The sequence below is a fragment of the Halobacterium sp. DL1 genome, assembly GCA_000230955.3.
Lineage (GTDB): Archaea > Halobacteriota > Halobacteria > Halobacteriales > Halobacteriaceae > Halobacterium.
Genome location: CP007060.1, coordinates 622,249 through 640,699, shown reverse-complemented (window position 1 = coordinate 640,699; position 18,451 = coordinate 622,249). Strand labels below are relative to the sequence as shown.

Here is an 18,451-nt window from a genome sequence, read left to right as displayed (position 1 = left end):
TCAGAGTTCTTGCTAGATTCGGTATGGAAGCTCGTTGCCGGTGTCTCCCTGCCTTCCCACGGTCGACTCGCTCCCGGCAGGTGGTCTGGGCTGCCGACCCGGAGCCTTCTTGTCCGCTCCCGCACGACCACGGGGTGATGAGTACGCGGAGGACCCCATGGGCGTAGTCGAGGAGTTCCTCGACCTGAAGGCGGAGACGGACGCCGACCTGCTCGCGATGCAGGTGGGGGACTTCTACGAGTTCTTCGCCGACGACGCCCGAGCGGTCGGCGACGCCCTCGACCTGAAGGTCTCCGAGAAGTCGAGTCACGGCTCCGCCTACCCGATGGCGGGCGTGCCCGTCGACGACCTGACGCCGTACCTCGCGGCGCTCGTCGAGCGCGGCAACCGGGTCGCTATCGCCGACCAGCGCGACGACGACGCCGACGACATCAGCCGCGAGATAACGCGGGTCGTCACGCCCGGCACGATGCTCGAATCGACGGGCGCCGAGGCCCGCTACCTCGCCGCCGTCGTGCGGGACGACGACTGGGGGCTGGCGTTCGTCGACGTCACTACTGGGCAGTTCCACGTCACGGACGCGGCCAGCGAGGCCGACGCGTTCACCGAACTCCACCGGTTCGCGCCCGAGGAGGTGCTCACCGGCCCGGACTTGCGTAGTGACGACGCGTTCCTCACTGCGCTCCGGGACCGAACGGCCGCGACGCTGACGCTCCACGAGGCGGGCGCGTTCGCCCCGGGGAAGGCGACCCACGAGGTGCGCGAGCAGTTCGGCGACGGCGCCCTCGACAGCCTCGGCGTCGAGCGCGAGAGCGCCGCGGTCCGGGCGGCGGGCGCCGCCATCGGCTACGTCGCCGACACGGACGCGGGCGTGCTGGCCTCGCTCACCCGCCTCCAGCCCTACCGCGCGGACGACCACGTGGAACTGGACGCGACAACGCAGCGTAACCTCGAACTGACCGCGACGATGGCCGGCGAGGGAGACGGGTCGCTGTTCGACACCATCGACCACACGGTGTCCGCGGCGGGCGGCCGTCGCCTCGAGTCGTGGCTGCTGCGCCCCCTGCAGGACCGCGCAGAACTCGACCGCCGGCAGGCCGCAGTGGCCGCGCTCGCCGACGCGCCGCTCGCGCGGGATGCCCTGCGCGAGTCCCTCGGCGAGACGTACGACCTCGAACGCCTCGCTAGTCGGACGGCGGGCGGCCGCGCGGACGCCACCGACCTGCTGCGGATCCGGCGCACGCTCGCGCTGCTACCCGAGGTCGCGGACGCGCTGACCACCGACCCGGACCTCGCCGAATCGCCCGCTGCTGACGTGCTGGCGCGCGTGGACCGCGAGGCGGTCGCGGGCCTGCGGGAGGAACTGGCGGCCGCGCTCGCCGACGACCCGCCGAAAACGCTCCGGCAGGGCGGCCTGCTCCGCGGGGGCTACGACGACGCCCTCGACGAACTGCTCGCCGAGCACCGCGAGCACGAGCAGTGGCTCGACGGCCTCGCGGACCGCGAGCGCGAGCGCCTCGGCGTCGCCCACCTGCAAGTCGACCGGAACAAGACCGACGGCTACTACCTCCAGGTCGGGCGCTCGGAGACCGACGCCGTCCCCGACGACTACCGCGAGGTGAAGACCCTCAAGAACTCGAAGCGCTACACGACCGAGGAACTGGAGACCCGGGAGCGCCACATTTTGCGCGTCGAGGAGGAGCGCGGGGACCTCGAGTACCGCCTGTTCTGTGACCTCCGGGAGCGCGTCGGCGAGCACGCCGAACTGCTCCAGGACGCGGGCCGGGCGCTCGCGGAACTGGACGCGCTCGCGAGCCTCGCCGAACACGCCGCCGCGAACCGCTGGACGCGCCCCGAACTCGTCGCGGGTGACGACCTGGAGATACGGAGTGGCCGCCACCCCGTCGTCGAGCAGTCCACGGAGTTCGTGCCGAACGACGCCGGGTTCGGTCCGGGCAGACGGTTCCTCGTCGTCACGGGACCGAACATGAGCGGGAAGTCGACGTACATGCGCCAGGTCGCGCTGATCGTCCTGCTCGCGCAGGTCGGGAGCTTCGTCCCCGCGGGCTCTGCCAGAATCGGTCTCGTCGACGGTATCTACACCCGCGTCGGCGCCCTGGACGAACTCGCGCAGGGCCGCTCGACGTTCATGGTAGAGATGCAGGAGTTGAGTCGCATCCTCCACGCCGCCACCGAGCGCTCGCTCGTCGTCCTCGACGAAGTGGGTCGCGGCACCGCTACCTACGACGGCATCAGTATCGCGTGGGCGGCCACGGAGTATATCCACAACGAGGTGCGCGCGAAGACCCTGTTCGCCACCCACTACCACGAGTTGACGGCGCTCGCGGACCACCTCGACGACGTGGCGAACGTCCACGTCGCTGCCGAGGAGCGCGACGGCGAGGTGACGTTCCTCCGGACGGTCCGCGACGGCGCGACCGACCGCTCGTACGGCGTCCACGTCGCCGACCTGGCTGGCGTCCCCGACCCGGTCGTGGAGCGGTCGCGGGACGTCCTCGACCGCCTCCGTGAGGAGAAGGCCGTGGAGGCCCGGGGCTCCGCGAGCGAACGCGTGCAGGCCGTCTTCGACCTCGACGCCGGGGAGTTCGCGGCGTTGGACGGCGGGGACAGTGAGAGCCTGGACCCCGAGACAGCGTCAGTTCTGGCGGACCTCCAGGACGTCGACGTGAACGAGACGCCGCCGGTCGAACTCCTGTCGAAGGTCCAGCGGTGGCAGGAGCGCCTGGAGGACTGAGCACACAGAAGACTTATTCTCGGCCCAGAAGCAGTTGTCTCCACGACAGCACGGTCGCACCAGCCGGTGCCCGCCAGCCAGCCACCCTCCCGTACCCCTCCCCGTCGTCGGAGACAGCGGAAGGGCGACAGAACACCATAGCAGCGAACGTGAAGCCCGCTCGACGCACGACACTGGGTTCGTGTAGGACGGCCGACCACGACCACTTCGAGCCACCGAGACCACCGCACCTATGCACGATACCCCTGGACTGCCGAGGAACCGATGGAGCTGAGTCGCCGACAACTGCTCGCCGCGCTCGGTGGGAGCGCCGCCGCGGCGGGCGGCTACCTCCTGACGCGCGACGGCGACTCCTGCCCGGCGATGCGCAAGCCCAACTGGACCGTCGGCGGCGACCGCTGGTCGCGGCCGGTGCCCAGCCCGAACGGCCTCCTCGTCTCCGAGGGGTTCGCCCTGACCGGCGGCAGCGAACTGAACCGGGTGGCGAACGTCGAGTACGGCGAAATCCGCTGGGCGTACACCATCGGCGGCGACGGCGGCGGGGTGCCGTACGCGGACGGCGACCTCGTCGCGGTCGGCACAGGCAGCGACCACGTCCACGCCTTCGACCAGCCCAGCGGCCACCTCCGCTGGACGTACGACGCGGGCGGGAACGAGGAGTACGGCGGCGGCGCGTGGGGACAGCCCGCCCGCACGGACGGCGCGATTCTGGTCGCGGTCAGCCACTCCGACCAGCCTGACCCCGACCCGGGGGACCGCGAGGCGTACACGCACCGCCTGCTCGCTCTGGAGGCGGCCGACGGGAGCGTGCGCTGGGAGTCCGGTATCGACGACGTGGCGTTCGTCGGGCCGGTCGTCCACGAGAGCACCGTGGTGGTGGCCACGAGAGCCGGCGGCGTCCACGGCGTCGCGCTCGACTCCGGCGAGCGGCGGTGGCGCGAGAGCGCTCCGGGAGACGTGTGGGCCCCGCTCGTGCACGACGAGGACCGCGCCTCCGTCTACGTCGCGGACACCGCGGGAGCCGTCACAGCGTTCGACCCGGCCAGCGGAGAGCAGCGCTGGCAGCGTTCGCTCGACGCGGGCGTCGGCGCCGTCGCGATGGCTGGCTCGGACCTGTTCGTGGGAACCGAGAACGGCCGCGTACGGTCCCTCCGGGCGACCGACGGCGAGACACAGTGGACGGAGTCCCTCGGCACGCCAGTCGGCGCAGTCGACGTCCACGAGGACACCGTGGCCGTCTTCGACCACTCCGGCGTCGTGTCGCTCCTGGCGGCGGGGAGCGGGCACGTCGGCACGCGGTTCTCCGTGACCGAGAGCCGCGGCTCGGAGTGTGGCTGGAACCCGGACGGGGAGTGGGCGAACGGCCTCCTCTACGACGGGTTCGACGCGACCGTCAGCGGCCGCTGGTCGCTGGGCAACTTCGACGCCGACGCCGAGTAGCGGGAGATTCATACGCGCCCCCCGTCTCGACTCAGGCAATGAGCGAGGGCGACGTGGAGGCGCGACAGTGAGCGAGCGCATCCGGCAGCTCGACGACGCGACGGTCGCCCAGATAGCCGCCGGCGAGGTGGTCGAGCGCCCCGCGAGCGTCGTGAAGGAGCTCGTCGAGAACAGCCTCGACGCGGGCGCCTCGAGCATCGACGTCACCGTCGAGAACGGCGGCATCGACCGAATCGTGGTCGCCGACGACGGCCGCGGAATGACCGGCGAGGACCTCCGGGCGGCAGTACGCCAGCACACCACGAGCAAGCTCGGCGACGCGAGTGAACTCGACGGCGTGGCGACGCTCGGCTTCCGCGGCGAAGCGCTGTACACGGTGGGGTCGGTCTCCCGGATGACCATCTCGACGCGGCCGCGCGACGCCGGCGACTCGGGTGCGGAACTCGTCGTCGAACACGGCGCCGTCGGCGACCTACGTCCCGCCGGACGGCCCGCCGGCACCACCGTCGACGTGGCCGACTTGTTCGCCGAGACGCCGGCGCGCCGGAAGTACCTGAAGCGCCCGGCGACAGAGTTCGCGCACGTCAACCGCGCGGTGACCCGGTACGCGCTCGCCAACCCGGACGTCGCGGTGTCGCTGACCCACGACGGCCGCGAGGTGTTCGCCACGACGGGCACCGGCGACGTGCGGGACGCCGCCCTGGCCGTCTACGGCCGGGAGGTCGCCCAGTCGCTCCGCGAGGTGGACGCCGCGCCCGGAGGCCCCGTCGAGCGCGTGCACGGCTACGTCTCGGACCCGGAGGTGACACGGGCGACCCGGGAGTACCTCGCGACGTTCGTGAACGGGCGCTCCGTGCGCGACGCCGTGCTCCGGGAGGCCGTCCTCGACGCCTACGGCGGCCAGCTGGCGAACGACCGGTACCCGTTCGCGGTGCTGTTCGTCGAGGTGGACGGCGTGGACGCCAACGTCCACCCGCGGAAGATGGAGGTCCGCTTCGAGGACGAAGAGGGCGTGAAACGCGCCGTCCGCGAGGCCGTCAGGGACGCGCTTCTGGACTCGGGCCTCGTCCGCTCGCAGGCCCCCCGCGGCCGGTCGAAGCCCGGCGACACGGAGATAGCGCCGGAGTCCGCGGTCGACACGAACGAGCGAGAAGAGGGTACTGGAACCGAGGCCGGGACGGGAGCCAGCGAACTGGGAGCACCGAGTCGAGAGAATAGCGGGGGCGACTCGACGGCTCGGCAGGAGTCGACAGCGGGTTCGAGCCGACAGCGCGAGTTCGGCAGTTCGTCGGACGGAACGGCGTCTGAGCCGGGCTACTCCGGCGAACGGGAGGAACCTGCGAGCGAGCAGACACCGGCGGACGGGCAGGCACCGACGAGCAGGGAGACACCGGCGGGCGCAGACGACCGGTCGTTCGACCCGCCGACGGAGAACGCTCGGCTCGCGACCGACGAATCCGACGACCCCGACGAGGGCTTCGACAGCCTCCCGGAGATGCGCGTGCTCGGGCAGCTGGCGGGGACGTACGTCGTCGCTGAGACGGACGACGGCCTCGTGCTGGTCGACCAGCACGCGGCGGACGAACGCGTCCACTACGAGCGGCTCCGGGCGCGACTCGACGGCACGTCACAGGCGCTCGTAGAGCCCGTGGAACTCGAACTCACGGCGGGCGAGGCGGCGGTGTTCGACGCGGCGCTCGCGGCCCTCCGGGACCTCGGCTTCGAAGCGACGCTGGAGGGGCGGCGAGCGCGCGTCGAGGCGGTGCCGGCGGTGCTCGCGGATGCGCTGGACCCGGAACTGGCGCGGGACGTGCTCGCGGCGTTCGTCGCGGAGACCGGCAGTGACCCCGCGGGGGACGCGGCCGACGACCTGCTCGCGGACATGGCGTGTCGGCCCGCAGTCACCGGGAACACGTCGCTCGCGGAGGGACGGGTCGTCGCACTGCTGGACGCGCTGGACGACTGCGAGAATCCGTTCGCGTGCCCACACGGCCGGCCGACCCTCATCCGCGTGGACGCCGACGAACTCGCGTCGCGCTTCGAGCGGGACTACCCCGGCCACGGCGGCCGGCGGCGCGAGGACTGAGTCGGCGAGCGCCGCCAGTGGGCCGAACGCATTTCTTGCGGGCGCGTCTCTACTGACACATGAGCAGGCCACACGTCGTCATCGTGGGGGCGTACGGGAGCGCGGGCGTCGCGGCCGCCACCGTGCTCGCGAAGGCGGACGTCGAACTCACGCTCGTCGACGACGGCGAACCGGGCGGCGGGCTCTGCATCCTCCGGGGCTGTATGCCCTCAAAGGAGGTGCTGTCGGCGGCGGCACACCGCTATCAGGCCCGGGCGGACCACCGGCTGACGGGTGTTCCGGAGGTCGACCTGGAGGCGGTCGTGGAGACGAAAGACGACCACGTGCTCGGGTTCGCGGAGCACCGCCGCGCGCGAATCGAGGAGATGGAAGAGCGCGAGAACGTCACGTTCCGCCACGAGACCGCGGAGTTCGTCGACGACTGCGTGCTCGACGTCGGCAGCGACCGGCTCGAACCCGACTACGTCGTGCTCGCGACGGGGTCGACGCTGAACGTCCCGGACCTCCCGGGCGTCGACGAGGTGGACTGGATGGGGAGCGCGGACGTCCTCGACGCCACGGCGTTCCCGGACTCCGGCGTCGTGATGGGCTTTGGCTACGTCGGCCTCGAACTCGTGCCGTACCTCTCGGAGGCCGCGGGGATGGACCTCACCGTCATCGAGCACGACGAGCGACCCCTGCACGACGCCGACCCCTCGTTCGGGGACGAGTTGCTGGCTATGTACCGCGAGGAGTTCGACGTCGAAATCCGCACGGAGGTGTACGAGGAGTCCGTCGAACCCACCGCGAACGGCGGCGTGCGCGTCCACCTCGACGACGGCACGACGGCCGAGGGCGACCAGCTGTTCCTGTTCACGGGTCGCCGGCAGTCGTTCCCCGCGGGCATCGGGGAGACCGAACTCCTCCCCGGCCCGGGCTGGGTGGACGCCACGATGCAGTCCAACGACGACGACCGTGTCTTCGTCGTCGGGGACGCCATCGGCGAACGGATGCTGCTCCACACCGCCAAGGAGGAGGGGTTCGTCGCGGGCCGGAACGTCCTGCGCGCCGAGCGCGGCGAGGCACTCGAACGCTACAACCCCATCGTCCACTCGGTCGTCTTCTCGGGCCTCGGCGTCTACCCCTACGCCTCGCTCGGGATGACCGCCGAGGAGGCCCGCGACGCGGGTCACGAAGTGGTGACCGCCCACCGCGAGGCGAGTGACGACGGGGTGTTCAAGACGAAGGACGCGGCGCGCGGGATGGCTCGCCTGGTCGTCGACGCGGACGACGGGACGGTGCTAGGCTACCACGGACTCCACTACGACGCGGACGCGATGGCGAAGACGATGCAAGTCGTTGTCAGGGGCGGGATGGACGTGCGGGAGATTCCCGACCGGGCGTACCACCCGACGACGCCGGAGATCCTCGACGGCCTCTTCCGCGAGGCGAAGGCGGCGCTGTAGTCAGGGCGGGTCGTGGGAGCCGAGGACGCTGCGGACCGCGCTCGCGAGCTCCTCGAACTCCTCGGTCGGCATCTCGTCGGTGGTGACGAACGAGCCGTGGTCGCCGGCGATGACGCGGGTGAGGAAGCCGCGCTCGAAGACGCGGATGGTGAACTGGTAGGCCCCGAGTTCTGTGTCGTCGTAGACGGCCTGCGAGCGGAAGCCGAGGCGCTCGTTGTCCGCGAACCCGACGAGGTCGGCGTCGGGTTCGAGGTCGCTGCGGAGGTAGAGCTGTTCCTCTTGGTCCTCGGTGAAGTAGGTGATGCTGCGCAGGCTGTCGCCCACCGTCGTCCGGGAGGCCGAGACGAGTTCCGATGCGAGTTCGTCGGGCGTGTACGACGTCTCCTGTCCCATGCCCGATTGTAGCACTGCGAACTACGTAATACTGTGTGACGAGTTCGGGCACGTTCGGCCGCCTGGGCCCGGGGGCTGCCGAGCGTGGAGTTCCCACGGCTCACGGCTCACTCCGTTCGGCCGTCGCGAAACAGGAGACTCCTCGCTTCGCTCGGAGTCTCCCGCGACTCACGGCGAACCCTGAGAAGAGCGACAGGGTCTTTTCCGTGTATGTGCGAGTGACTGGCATGGATTCGCCGCGGACACTGACCGAACAACTGCTCGGCGACCACCTCGCCGACGGCGAGTTGACGCCGGGTGAGACCGTCGCTATCGACGTCGACCAGGTGCTGCTGCAGGACGTCCTCGGCCCGCTCGTCTGGATCGAGTTCGAGGCGCTGGGGTTCGACGAGGTGCAGACCGACGTCGCGGTGACGTACGCCGACCACCAGGTGTACCAGTTCGACAGCGACGACACGGACACGCACCGCTACCTGCGGACCGCCGCCCAGCGCTACGGCGGCCACTTCTCGAAACCCGGCAACGGCATCTGCCACCAGGTCCACCGGGAGCGGTTCATCGAACCCGGCGCGACGCTCCTCGGCTGTGACTCCCACTCCACGACGATGGGCGGGTTCGGCGCCATCGGCATCGGCGCCGGCGGCCTCGACGTCGCCACCGCGATGGGCGGCGCCCCGTACACGTTCGAGATGCCGGAGATAGTGGAGGTCCGCCTCGAGGGCGAACTCCCCGACTGGTCGTCCGCGAAGGACGTCATCCTCGAACTGCTGCGGCGCCTCTCCGTCGAGGGCGGGGTCGGGAAGGTCTTCGAGTTCACCGGGCCGGGCGTGGAATCGCTGTCGGTGCCCGAGCGTTGCACCATCGCGAACATGACGACGGAGCTGGGCGCGACGACCGCCGTCTTCCCGAGCGACGACCGGACCCGCCGCCACCTCCGCCGCCTCGGGCGCGAGGACGCGTTCACGCCGCTCTCGCCGGACGACGGCGCCGACTACGACGACCGCATCGACGTCGACCTCGCGGCAATCGAGCCGCTCGTCGCGAAGCCGTCGATGCCCGACAAGGTCGTCCCCGTCGGGGAGGTCGCCGGTACCCCGGTCGACCAGTGCATTGTCGGCACCTGCACGAACGGGTCGTACTTCGACGTGGCGACGGTCGCGGCCGTCGTCGAGGACGAGGTCGTCGCCGGGGAGACCGACTTCGTTGTCGCGCCCGCCTCCAAGCGCGCCGTCGAGGTGCTCGCCCGGGAGGGCGGCACCGCGGAACTGTACGCCGCCGGCGTGAACCTCTCGGAGGCGACCTGTGGCGCGTGCATCGGTCAGGGCCACGTCCCCGCGTCGGACTCCGTGAGCCTCCGCGCGTTCAACCGGAACTTCAAGGGCCGCTCGGGGCTGCCCGACGACAGCGTCTACCTCGCGTCCCCCGAGGTCGTCGCGGCGAGCGCCATCGCGGGCGAGATCGTCGACCCCCGTGACCTCGACGCCGACCCGCCGTCGGTCTCGCTGCCCGCGGACATGACCCGGACTGACGCCGAGATTCTCGGCCCCGACCCGTCGACGGAGGTGGTGAAGGGTGACACCATCGGCACCGTCCCGCTGGAACCGCCGCTCGCCGACGACGTCGACGGGCCGGTCATCACGAAGGCGCCCGGGAACGTCACGACCGACCACATCGTGCCCGCGAACGCGGAGGTCATGTCGCTCTGGTCGGACCCGCAGGCGTGCGCCGACTACACGCTGGTCCGTGTCGACGAGGCGTTCCCGGAGAAAGCGCGGGCGGCCGACGGTGGCTGGGTGGTCGCCGGCGAGAACTACGGGCAGGGGTCGAGCCGCGAGAACGCCGCGCTCGAACTCGCCGTGCTCGGCGTCGACGGCGTGCTGGCGAAGAGCTTCGCGCGCATCCACTTCGCGAACCTCGTGAACTTCGGCGTGCTCCCGTTGACGCTGCCCGATGACGCCTACGACCGCCTCGCGGAGGGCGACGACCTGGACGTCGTGGAGGACGTCACCGACGCGCTCCGGGACGGCGCCGACCACGTGACCGTCTCCGTGAACGACGACTGGACGTTCGAGGCGGCAGTGGACCTGACGCCCGGGGAGCGCGAGACGCTGCTCGCGGGCGGGAAACTCGCGCAACTCGAACGCGAACGCTGAGGGCGCTGGGCGCGCGCCGCCGCCCGACTCGAGAACGCGAGTAACGTTTTTCTCCTCGGCCACGAATCACACCAACAGCATGCGACCGCCCCGCAGGGATTTCGCGAGCGAGGTGACCCTCCCCGACGGCCGGACGCTCGCGTACGCGGAGTACGGCGACCTCGAGGGGGCGCCCGTCCTCTCGTTCCACGGAACGCCCGGGTCGCGGGTGTCGGCCAGCGTCGCCCGCGAGACGATGACCAGGGCGGGTGTCCGCCTGATAGCGCCGGAACGCCCCGGGTTCGGCCACTCCGAGTACACGCCCGACTGGTCGTTCGCCGACTGGGCCGACGACGTGGCGGCGCTGACCGACGCGCTCGGCGTCGCGGAGTACGGCGTCGTCGGCGTCGCCGCGGGCGGCCCGTACGCGCTCGGCTGCGCCGCCCACACCCCCGAGCGCGTCACCCGGTGTGCGGTCGTCTCGGGCGTCCCGCCACCGAAGGTCGCCCGCGAGGAGACGACGCGGTTCGACCGCGCGCTGTTCTCGCTCGCCCGGTGGTCGCCCCACCTCGGACGGCCGCTCGCCTGGCTGCTGCGCCGGCGAATCCGCGACGCCGACCGGTTCACCGACGTCGTCGGCGACCCGACGGACGGCGACCTCTCGGACCCCCGGTTCGGGGAGACGGGTCGCATCCTCCTCTCCGACCTCCGGGAGGGAGTGAAACAGGGGTCGCTGCACGTGGCGACCGACTACGGCGTCCTCGCCAGCCCGTGGGACTTCGAACTGCTCGACGTCGGCGCCCCGACGCGGGTCTACCACGGCGGCACCGACGAGACGGTCCCGCTGGCCGCCGCCGAGCACGTCGCCCACCACGTGACCGACGCCGAACTGGTCGTCTACGAGGACGAGGGGCACCGCCGCCCGCCCGTCGAGCACGCCGCGGACGTCTACGGGTGGGCGGCCGGCGTCGCCGAGGAGTCCGACGACGGCGAGCGACCGGCGAAGAAGGGCGCCGCCGACGATTGAGTCGGGGAGTGCCGAGCGCCGGGGCGGTCAGGGCCGCACCGCGCAGCCCTCGACGTAGTTGACCTCGGCCACCGAGTCGATTTCGGGGTCGTCCCCGCAGACAGGACAGTCGGGGTTCGGCCTGACGGGCACCTCCTCGAAGGACATCGCCGCGGCGTCGTAGAACAGCAGGCGCCCGGCGAGCAGGTCGCCGACGCCGAGGAGTTCCTTCACGCACTCGGTGGCCTGCACGCAGCCCATCGTCCCCGGGAGGACGCCGAGCACGCCGGCCTCCGCGCAGTCCGGAATCGTTCCCTCCGGGGGTGCCTCCGGGAACAGACAGCGGTAGCAGGCGCTGTCGGGCGTGACCGTGATGGCCTGGCCCTCGAAGCGGTAGATGGCGGCGTGACTGAACGGGATGTCCCGGAGCACGCAGGCGTCGTTGACGAGGAAGCGCGTCGAGAAGTTGTCCGAGCAGTCCACGACGAAGTCCACGCCGTCGAGCAGCGCGTCGACGTTCGACTGGTCGAGGTGCGCGACGTGCGCGCGGACGTCCACGTCGGGGTTCAGGCGCTCGACGTACGCTCGCGCGCTCTCGGCCTTCGGCGTCCCGACGTCGGCGTCCGCGTGGATTATCTGGCGCTGGAGGTTCGAGCGCTCGACGTCGTCGTCGTCGACGATGCGCAGCGTTCCCACGCCCGCCGCGGCGAGGTACTGGACGACTGGCGCGCCGAGGCCGCCCGCCCCGACCACCAGCACGTCGGCGTCCAGCAGGCGCTGCTGGCCCTCCGGCCCCACGTCGTCCATGATGATGTGACGCGAGTAGCGGTCGAGTTGCACCGGGTCGAGATTCAGCCCGGACATACTCCGTGGTTGGCGCGAGCGCGGGTAAGCGTTTTCGTCAACAGCGTCCCCACTCCCCGCTACCGCGCTCCGAAAAGATCTCGGGTACCCCTACCCGGCGATGGATTCTGGGAACTGGGTCGGTAAATGTCTTGTCGGGCCTGCCACCGCGCCGACCGGACTATCCGCGAGCGCAAAATCAGCCGCTTTCGAACATATCTGGGCCGTTATCAAGACTTAAGCGCCGGTGAGCGAAGAGCCATACAATGAGTACTGAGACTGCTCCGTCGGCGGCGGACCTCGTCGTAATCGGTGCGGGACCCGGCGGCTACGTGGCGGCGATCCGGGCCGCGCAGTGTGGCCTCGAGACGGTGCTGGTCGAGCGCGGCGAGCCGGGCGGCGTCTGCCTGAACCACGGCTGCATCCCGTCGAAGGCGCTCATCGAGGCGGCGCGCCACGCGGGCAGCGACGACCAGGTCGCCGAGCTGGGCGTCGAGCGAACCAGCGAACTCGCGTTCGACGACTTCGCTGCGTGGCAGGACTCCGTCGTCTCGCGGCTCACCGGCGGCGTCCAGTCGCTCTGCCGGTCGAACGGCGTGACGCTCGTCGAGGGGACGGGGTCGTTCGTCGACGACCAGACGGTCGAGGTCCAGCCAGACGACCTCACGGCCGACGCCCAGACCATCGCCTTCGACCACGCCATCGTCGCGACCGGGAGCCGACCGCTGGAGATTCCGGGCTTCGACTACGCCGAGGACCACGTGCTCAGTTCGCGGGACGTCCTCGACCTCGAGGGGCGCCCGGACCGCCTCGTCGTCGTCGGCGCGGGCTACATCGGGATGGAGCTCTCGACAGCGTTCGCGCGCCTCGGCACCGACGTGCAGGTCCTCGAGGCCCTCGATGCTCCGCTCCCGGGCTACGACGAGGAGACCGTGGACATCGTCCGGGAGCGCACCGAGGAACTCGGCGTCTCGTTCAGCTTCGGCGAGGCCGCCGCGGAGTGGTACGAGGACATCACCGGCGACGTCACCGTCGTCACCGAGACCGAGGACGGAGAGGCGTCGGAGACGCCTCAGGCAGACGGCGAGCGCAGCGAGTACGTCGGCGAGCACGTCCTCGTGGCGGTCGGCCGCGTCCCGGTCACGGACACGGTCGACCTCGACGCGGCGGGCGTCGAGACCGACGACCGTGGCTTCGTGGAGACCGACGAGTACGGGCGGACGGACGCCGAACACATCTACGCCATCGGCGACGTCGCGGGCGACCCGATGCTCGCTCACGCCGCGAGCCACGAGGGGATGCGCGCGGCCGAGCACGCCGCGGGCCGCGACCCCGGTGGCGACGCCGACCAGCCGATTCCCGCGGTCGTCTTCACCGACCCCGAGATAGCCTCCGTCGGAATGACCGAGGAAGAGGCGGTCGAGGCGGACTACGACGTCACCGTCGGGCAGGTGCCGTTCCGGAGCAACGGACGCGCGCTCACAACCGGCGAGGCGAGTGGGTTCTGCCGGGTCGTCGTCGACGCCGACTCGGGTACCGTGCTCGGCGGACAGCTCGTCGGCCCGCACGTCTCGGAGCTCGTCGGCGAACTCACGCTCGCGGTGACCGCGGGCCTCGACGCCGAGACCGTCGCCCACACCGTTCACGCGCACCCGACGCTCTCGGAGTGTCTGATGGAGGCCGCGGCCCAGACCCAGGGCGAGGCCATCCACGCGCCGAACCGGTGACCCCGCGGTAGTTCGCTGGCGGCACCGGCCCGTCCAGAATCGCCCCGCTCGGCGGCCCAGGAATCACTGCGCTGGCGTACGGTGCCAACACTTTTCCCCGGACGCTAACCAGGAGCGCGTATGGACGCAGAATCTCCGGGAGACGAGGGTGACGACGTCGAGTTCACCGGCCAGGGGCTCGCGCTCGGCATCGGCGTCGGGATGGCCATCGGCGCCAGCGTCGGCGTCGCGACGGACAACATCGGGCTGTGGCTCCCCCTCGGGATGAGTCTCGGCGTCGCGCTCGGTCTGGCCTTCTCGAGTGCACTCGGTGAGGACGAGGAGTAGGATGCGGTAGAGCAGTCACCCGCCACACCGGCTGTCGCGTCCGCACGCAGACGGGGAGAACGCGAGTGGGAGTCCCGTTAGAACGTCCGCTCGATGGCGCGGCGGACGTCGTCGGCGTCCGGCACGACCTCGTCCTCCTGGGACGGCGCGAACGGAATCGGCGTGTCCGGGACGCCGACGCGCTGAACTGGGGCGTCGATGCTCCAGAACGCGTCCTCGATGACACGGGTGACGATCTCGGCGTGGAGGCCGTAGGAGAGCGGGCTCTCGTCGGCGACGACGAGGCGGCCTGTCTTCCGGAGGCTGTCGGCGATGGTGTCGGTGTCCAGAGGGTACAGCGAGCGCGGGTCGATGACCTCGACGTCGGCGTCGACGTCGCGGGCGGCCGCGATGGACTCGCCAAGGAGGCGCTGGGTGGCGACGACGGTGACGTCCTCGCCCTCTTGTTCGACGGACGCCTCGCCGAGCGGGACGGTGAACTCCTCGTCCGTCGGGACCGGACCGTGGCGCTCGTAGATGGTCTTGTTCTCGAAGAAGACGACCGGGTCGTCCGAGCGGATGGCGGACTTCATCAGTCCCTTCGCGGCCGCGGGCGTGCCAGGTGCGACGGCCTTCACGCCGGGGAGGTGGGCGACAAGCGAGTGGACGGTGCCGGAGTGCTGGGCCGCCGCGTTCAGCCCTGCGCCCTCGATGGCGCGGAGGGTGAGCGGCACCTCGCTTGCGCCGCCGAACATGTAGCGGGTCTTCCCCGCCTGGTTCATGATCTGGTCGAAACAGACACCGATGAAGTCGGCGAAGCTGAGGTTGACTACTGGCCGCATCCCCGTCGCGGCCGCGCCGACGCCCGCACCGACCTGCGCGGCCTCGCTGATGGGCGTGTTCCGCACGCGCTCGAAGCCGAACTCGTCGTGGAGGCCCGCGGTGACCTCGAAGGAGCCGCCGTCCTCCTCGTCCTGGCCCATGATGAACACGTCGTCGTCGGCGAGCAGTTCCTCGCGGAGCGCCGAGCGGATTGCCTCCCGGAGGCTCATCGTCTCTGTCTCCTCGGCGGCGCTCTGGGCGCTCATTCGCCCTCACCTCCGTCGGTCCGCATCTGGTCACGGAACGCCTCGACCTCGGGCGCCTGCTCGACGAAGACGTCGTCGTAGGCGGCCTCCGGGTCGGGTTCGTCGGCATCGCGCGCGAACTGGACCGCCTCGTCCATAACGTCGGCGACCTCGTCCTCCAGTTCGGCGAACTGCTCGGGCGTGAGTTCGCCCGCGTCCTCGAGTTCCTCGCGGTAGAGCTGGATGGGGTCGCGGTTCTCCATCCACTCCTCGACCTCCTCGCGGCTCCGGTAGGGCTCCTCGTCGCCCTCGAAGTGGCCGCGGTAGCGGTACGTCTTCGCCTCGACGAGCGTTGGCCCGTCGCCGGCGGCCGCCCGCTCGCGGGCCTCGTTGACCGTCTCGTAGACCGCGGTCACGTCCTGGCCGTCGACGATCTCGCCGGGGATGCCGTAGGCCGCAGCCATCTCCGCGAGGTCCTCGATGTTGTGCTGCTCGTCGAAGACCATCCCCTCCGAGTAGAGGTTGTTCTCGACGACGAAGACGACCGGGAGCTGCCACGTCGCGGCGAGGTTGATGGCCTCGTGGACCTGGCCCTCGGCGACCGAACCGTCGCCGGTGAACACGGTCGCCGTCCAGTCGGCGTCGGTCAGCTGTGCGGTGAGGGCCGCACCGGTGCCCAGCGGGACGCTCGCGCCGACGATGGGCTGTGCGCCGAGCATCCCCTTCTCGAGGTCGGCGACGTGCATCGAGCCGCCGCGGCCGCCACAGTAGCCCGGTTCCTTCCCGTACAGTTCGGCGAGGAGTCGGTCGGGTTCGAGACCCTTCGCGAGGCTGTGTCCGTGTGCGCGGTGCGTGCTGGTGATGTAGTCGTCGTCGGTGAGCGCGGTGCAAGCGCCGACCGCCACCGCCTCCTGGCCCTGAGAGAGGTGAACGAAGCCAGGAATCTCGTTGTCTGCAAAGCGTTCCTGTACGCGGTTCTCGAACTCGCGTACGAGCAACATCGTCCGGAGCGCTTCCAGGCGCTCCTCGGCTGTATCAAGCGATTTTACCATGAGAGACTATACCAAAAGGTGGCAGTGGCGAGGTAAAAGCATTGCCGAATCGGTGATATCGACACTCACTCGGAGAGCAGTTTCCCCCGGGTGGAGTACATGCCGCCGTCGACGACGAGCGACGACCCAGTGACGAAGTCCGCGAGGTCGCTCGCGAGGTAGACGGCGGCGTCCGCGACGTCCTCCGGGGTGCCCATCCGCCCCCGGGGGACGTTCTGCACGAACGGGTTCTCCGCGTCGGGGTCCGTGCCGAGGTCCTCGCGCATCAGGCCGGTGTCTACTGGCCCGGGGTGGATGGCGTTCACCCGGATTCCCATCGGGCCGAGTGCGTCGGCCAGCGAGTACGTCATCAGGCGGACCGCGCCCTTCGACGTGGAGTAGGTGACGTAGTCGCCGGTTCCCTCCAGGCCCGCGATGCTCGACATGTTGATGATGACGCCGCCGTCGTCCATCGCCCGGGCGGCGCGCTGGGCGCCGAAGAACGTGCCCTTCGCGTTGACGTCCATGACAGCGTCGTACTCCGCCTCCGTGACCTCGAGGACGTCCTCGACGTTGACGATGCCGGCGTTGTTCACCATCACGTCGATGCCGCCGAACGCCTCGGCCGCCTCGACGGCCGCCGAGAGGTCCGCGGGGACGGTGACGTCGCACTCGACGAACGACGCGTCCCGGTCGGTTGTCTCGACGATCCGCCTGTGGGTCGGGGTGTCCGCCTCGCGGGGCGTCTCGTCGACGTCCGCGACGACGACGTCGGCGCCCTCTTCGGCGAACCGGAGTGCGATGGCCCGCCCGATGCCGCTGGACGCGCCCGTGACGACTGCCGCCGAGTCCGTGAGAAGTGCTGGCATAGGCCTGGAGAACGGTCGCACGGCCACCCGCATAAGCCGTGCGTCCGCGTCAGTCTACGCCGAGCGCGGTCCCGCTCACTCCCCGGCGAGTTCCGGGGCGGACTCGAGGTGGGACTCCAGGGTCGTCAGGAACTTCGCGGCGTCCGCGCCGTCGACGACGCGGTGGTCGAAGGAGAGGCTGAACGTCATGTGGCGGTGGAACGCGATGCCGTTCTCGACCTGGACGGCGCGCTCGGTGACGCGGTTGAGGCCGAGGATGGCGACCTCCGGCGGGTTGATGATGGGCGTGAACGAGTCGCTGCCGAAGACGCCGAGGTTCGACACCGTGAAGGTCCCTCCGGAGAGGTCGTCGCTCGTGTACTCGCCGTCGAGGACGCGCTCGGTGACGCGGCCGCGGGCGGCGTTGATCTCCGCGACCGACAGTCCGCCGACGTCCGGGAGGACCGGCGTGACCAGGCCGCCCTCGATGTCGATGGCGACGCCGACGTTGTGCTCCTCGTAGAGCGTAAGCGTCTCCGCGTCGGCGTCGTACGTCGCGTTGAACTCGGGGTGCTCCGCGAGCGTCTCGGAGACACACCGGAGGATGACGTCGGTGAGCGAGCCCGCAGAGCTGTCGGTCGCCTCGAAGACGGCTTCGACGTCCACCTCGCGGTCGACGGTGACGTGGACGGCCTCGCGGTAGCTCTCGCCGAGGCGGTCGGCGATGGTCGAGCGCATCCGGGAGAGTTCGCGCTCCTCCCGGACCGTGCGCTGGGCCGTACCGGTGTCCGCCGCGGCCGCCTCCACGTCGCTCGCGGTAATGCCTCCCTGGGGCCCTGTCCCACTGGCGGCCGCCAGCGCCACGCCCAGTTCCTCCGCGGTCTTCTTCGCCTTCGGCGTCGCCTTCACCTCGCCGCTGGACTGCGCGGGTTGTGTGGCGCTCGTGGTTGCGCTTTCCGGGGGCTCGGTGGTCGACGTCGCGCTCCCATCGTCCGCGCTCGCCTCGTCGGTGCCCGCGTCTCCGGATTCCCCGTCGTCCGCTTCCGGGACGTCGACCTCGGCCTCGAGGTCGCCGATGTCCTCGTCCGCCCCGGCGACGATGCCCATCGCGCCGCCCGGCGGCGCCTCACCGTTCACGTCGAGGTAGACCGTGCGGAGCACGCCGTCCTCGCGTGCGGCGACCTCCGCGACGGACTTCTCGGACTCGATCTCAGCCAGGACGTCGCCCTCTTCGACGGCGTCACCGACCGAAACGTGCCACTCGACGACCTCGCCGACCTCCATCTCTACGCCGAGCTTCGGCATCCGAACGATGTAGCTCATTACGCGATAGGAGGTAGAGCGGCGTATAAATACACTGGAGATACCGCGC

Annotated in this window: 12 protein-coding genes; 6 read left to right on the top strand and 6 right to left on the bottom strand. The window is 70.6% G+C overall.

The annotated features are described in order from the left end of the window. The first annotated feature begins 157 nt into the window (after positions 1-157). The 4 genes from HALDL1_04700 (at position 158) to HALDL1_04685 (ending at position 7,726) form a co-directional block, all read left to right on the top strand. Complete coding sequence (locus tag HALDL1_04700; protein AHG02975.1) at positions 158-2,755, top strand: DNA mismatch repair protein MutS; 2,598 nt, start codon at positions 158-160, stop codon at positions 2,753-2,755. A 264-nt stretch (positions 2,756-3,019) separates the two neighbouring features. Further along, positions 3,020-4,195: a hypothetical protein gene (locus tag HALDL1_04695; GenBank protein ID AHG05163.1), complete on the top strand. Its 1,176-nt coding sequence runs from the start codon at positions 3,020-3,022 to the stop codon at positions 4,193-4,195. 67 nt (positions 4,196-4,262) lie between these two features. Continuing rightward, a complete protein-coding gene (locus HALDL1_04690) occupies positions 4,263-6,281 on the top strand; it encodes a DNA mismatch repair protein MutL (GenBank protein AHG02974.1) in 2,019 nt (672 codons plus the stop codon). Positions 6,282-6,340: 59 nt separating this feature from the next. Continuing rightward, complete coding sequence (locus tag HALDL1_04685; GenBank protein ID AHG02973.1) at positions 6,341-7,726, top strand: pyridine nucleotide-disulfide oxidoreductase; 1,386 nt, start codon at positions 6,341-6,343, stop codon at positions 7,724-7,726. Here the strand turns inward: HALDL1_04685 and HALDL1_04680 are convergent, their stop codons facing one another. Together HALDL1_04680 and HALDL1_04665 are read right to left on the bottom strand one after the other, a co-directional pair. Then, the gene (locus HALDL1_04680) at positions 7,727-8,119 is read right to left on the bottom strand and encodes a hypothetical protein (GenBank protein ID AHG02972.1); all 393 of its coding nucleotides are present in this window, start codon (positions 8,117-8,119) and stop codon (positions 7,727-7,729) included. Positions 8,120-11,305: 3,186 nt separating this feature from the next. Beyond that, positions 11,306-12,121: an adenylyltransferase gene (locus HALDL1_04665; protein AHG02971.1), complete on the bottom strand. Its 816-nt coding sequence runs from the start codon at positions 12,119-12,121 to the stop codon at positions 11,306-11,308. 245 nt (positions 12,122-12,366) lie between these two features. Here HALDL1_04665 and HALDL1_04660 point away from each other — a divergent pair, with 245 nt between their 5' ends. Both HALDL1_04660 and HALDL1_04655 read left to right on the top strand, forming a co-directional pair. Next, positions 12,367-13,827 carry a dihydrolipoamide dehydrogenase gene (locus HALDL1_04660; protein ID AHG02970.1) on the top strand — a complete coding sequence of 487 codons (1,461 nt, stop codon included), beginning with the start codon at positions 12,367-12,369 and terminating at the stop codon, positions 13,825-13,827. A 120-nt stretch (positions 13,828-13,947) separates the two neighbouring features. Continuing rightward, entirely contained in the window at positions 13,948-14,154 is a 207-nt protein-coding gene (locus HALDL1_04655) for a hypothetical protein (GenBank protein AHG02969.1), read from the top strand. Between the two features lie 77 nt (positions 14,155-14,231). Here HALDL1_04655 and HALDL1_04650 read toward each other — a convergent pair whose 3' ends face one another. The 4 genes from HALDL1_04650 to HALDL1_04635 form a co-directional block, all read right to left on the bottom strand. After that, positions 14,232-15,221, bottom strand: a complete 990-nt coding sequence (locus HALDL1_04650; GenBank protein ID AHG02968.1) for a pyruvate dehydrogenase subunit beta — start codon at positions 15,219-15,221, stop codon at positions 14,232-14,234. Continuing rightward, the gene (locus HALDL1_04645; protein ID AHG02967.1) at positions 15,218-16,252 is read right to left on the bottom strand and encodes an acetoin:2,6-dichlorophenolindophenol oxidoreductase subunit alpha; all 1,035 of its coding nucleotides are present in this window, start codon (positions 16,250-16,252) and stop codon (positions 15,218-15,220) included. Before HALDL1_04645 ends, HALDL1_04650 begins: the two co-directional genes overlap by 4 nt. A 65-nt stretch (positions 16,253-16,317) precedes the next feature. Continuing rightward, a complete protein-coding gene (locus HALDL1_04640; GenBank protein ID AHG02966.1) occupies positions 16,318-17,100 on the bottom strand; it encodes a 3-ketoacyl-ACP reductase in 783 nt (260 codons plus the stop codon). A gap of 75 nt (positions 17,101-17,175) precedes the next feature. Next, complete coding sequence (locus tag HALDL1_04635; GenBank protein ID AHG02965.1) at positions 17,176-18,402, bottom strand: dihydrolipoyllysine acetyltransferase; 1,227 nt, start codon at positions 18,400-18,402, stop codon at positions 17,176-17,178. Between the last annotated feature and the right edge of the window lie 49 nt (positions 18,403-18,451).

What these genes read in the sequence shown, in the direction of transcription:
- HALDL1_04700 (AHG02975.1), top strand. Translation starts at nt 158, where the DNA reads ATGGGCGTAGTCGAGGAGTTCCTCGACCTGAAGGCGGAGACGGACGCC.
- HALDL1_04695 (AHG05163.1), top strand. Translation starts at nt 3,020, where the DNA reads ATGGAGCTGAGTCGCCGACAACTGCTCGCCGCGCTCGGTGGGAGCGCC.
- HALDL1_04685 (AHG02973.1), top strand. Translation starts at nt 6,341, where the DNA reads ATGAGCAGGCCACACGTCGTCATCGTGGGGGCGTACGGGAGCGCGGGC.
- HALDL1_04680 (AHG02972.1), bottom strand. Translation starts at nt 8,119, where the DNA reads ATGGGACAGGAGACGTCGTACACGCCCGACGAACTCGCATCGGAACTC.
- HALDL1_04665 (AHG02971.1), bottom strand. Translation starts at nt 12,121, where the DNA reads ATGTCCGGGCTGAATCTCGACCCGGTGCAACTCGACCGCTACTCGCGT.
- HALDL1_04660 (AHG02970.1), top strand. Translation starts at nt 12,367, where the DNA reads ATGAGTACTGAGACTGCTCCGTCGGCGGCGGACCTCGTCGTAATCGGT.
- HALDL1_04655 (AHG02969.1), top strand. Translation starts at nt 13,948, where the DNA reads ATGGACGCAGAATCTCCGGGAGACGAGGGTGACGACGTCGAGTTCACC.
- HALDL1_04650 (AHG02968.1), bottom strand. Translation starts at nt 15,221, where the DNA reads ATGAGCGCCCAGAGCGCCGCCGAGGAGACAGAGACGATGAGCCTCCGG.
- HALDL1_04645 (AHG02967.1), bottom strand. Translation starts at nt 16,252, where the DNA reads ATGGTAAAATCGCTTGATACAGCCGAGGAGCGCCTGGAAGCGCTCCGG.
- HALDL1_04640 (AHG02966.1), bottom strand. Translation starts at nt 17,100, where the DNA reads ATGCCAGCACTTCTCACGGACTCGGCGGCAGTCGTCACGGGCGCGTCC.
- HALDL1_04635 (AHG02965.1), bottom strand. Translation starts at nt 18,402, where the DNA reads ATGAGCTACATCGTTCGGATGCCGAAGCTCGGCGTAGAGATGGAGGTC.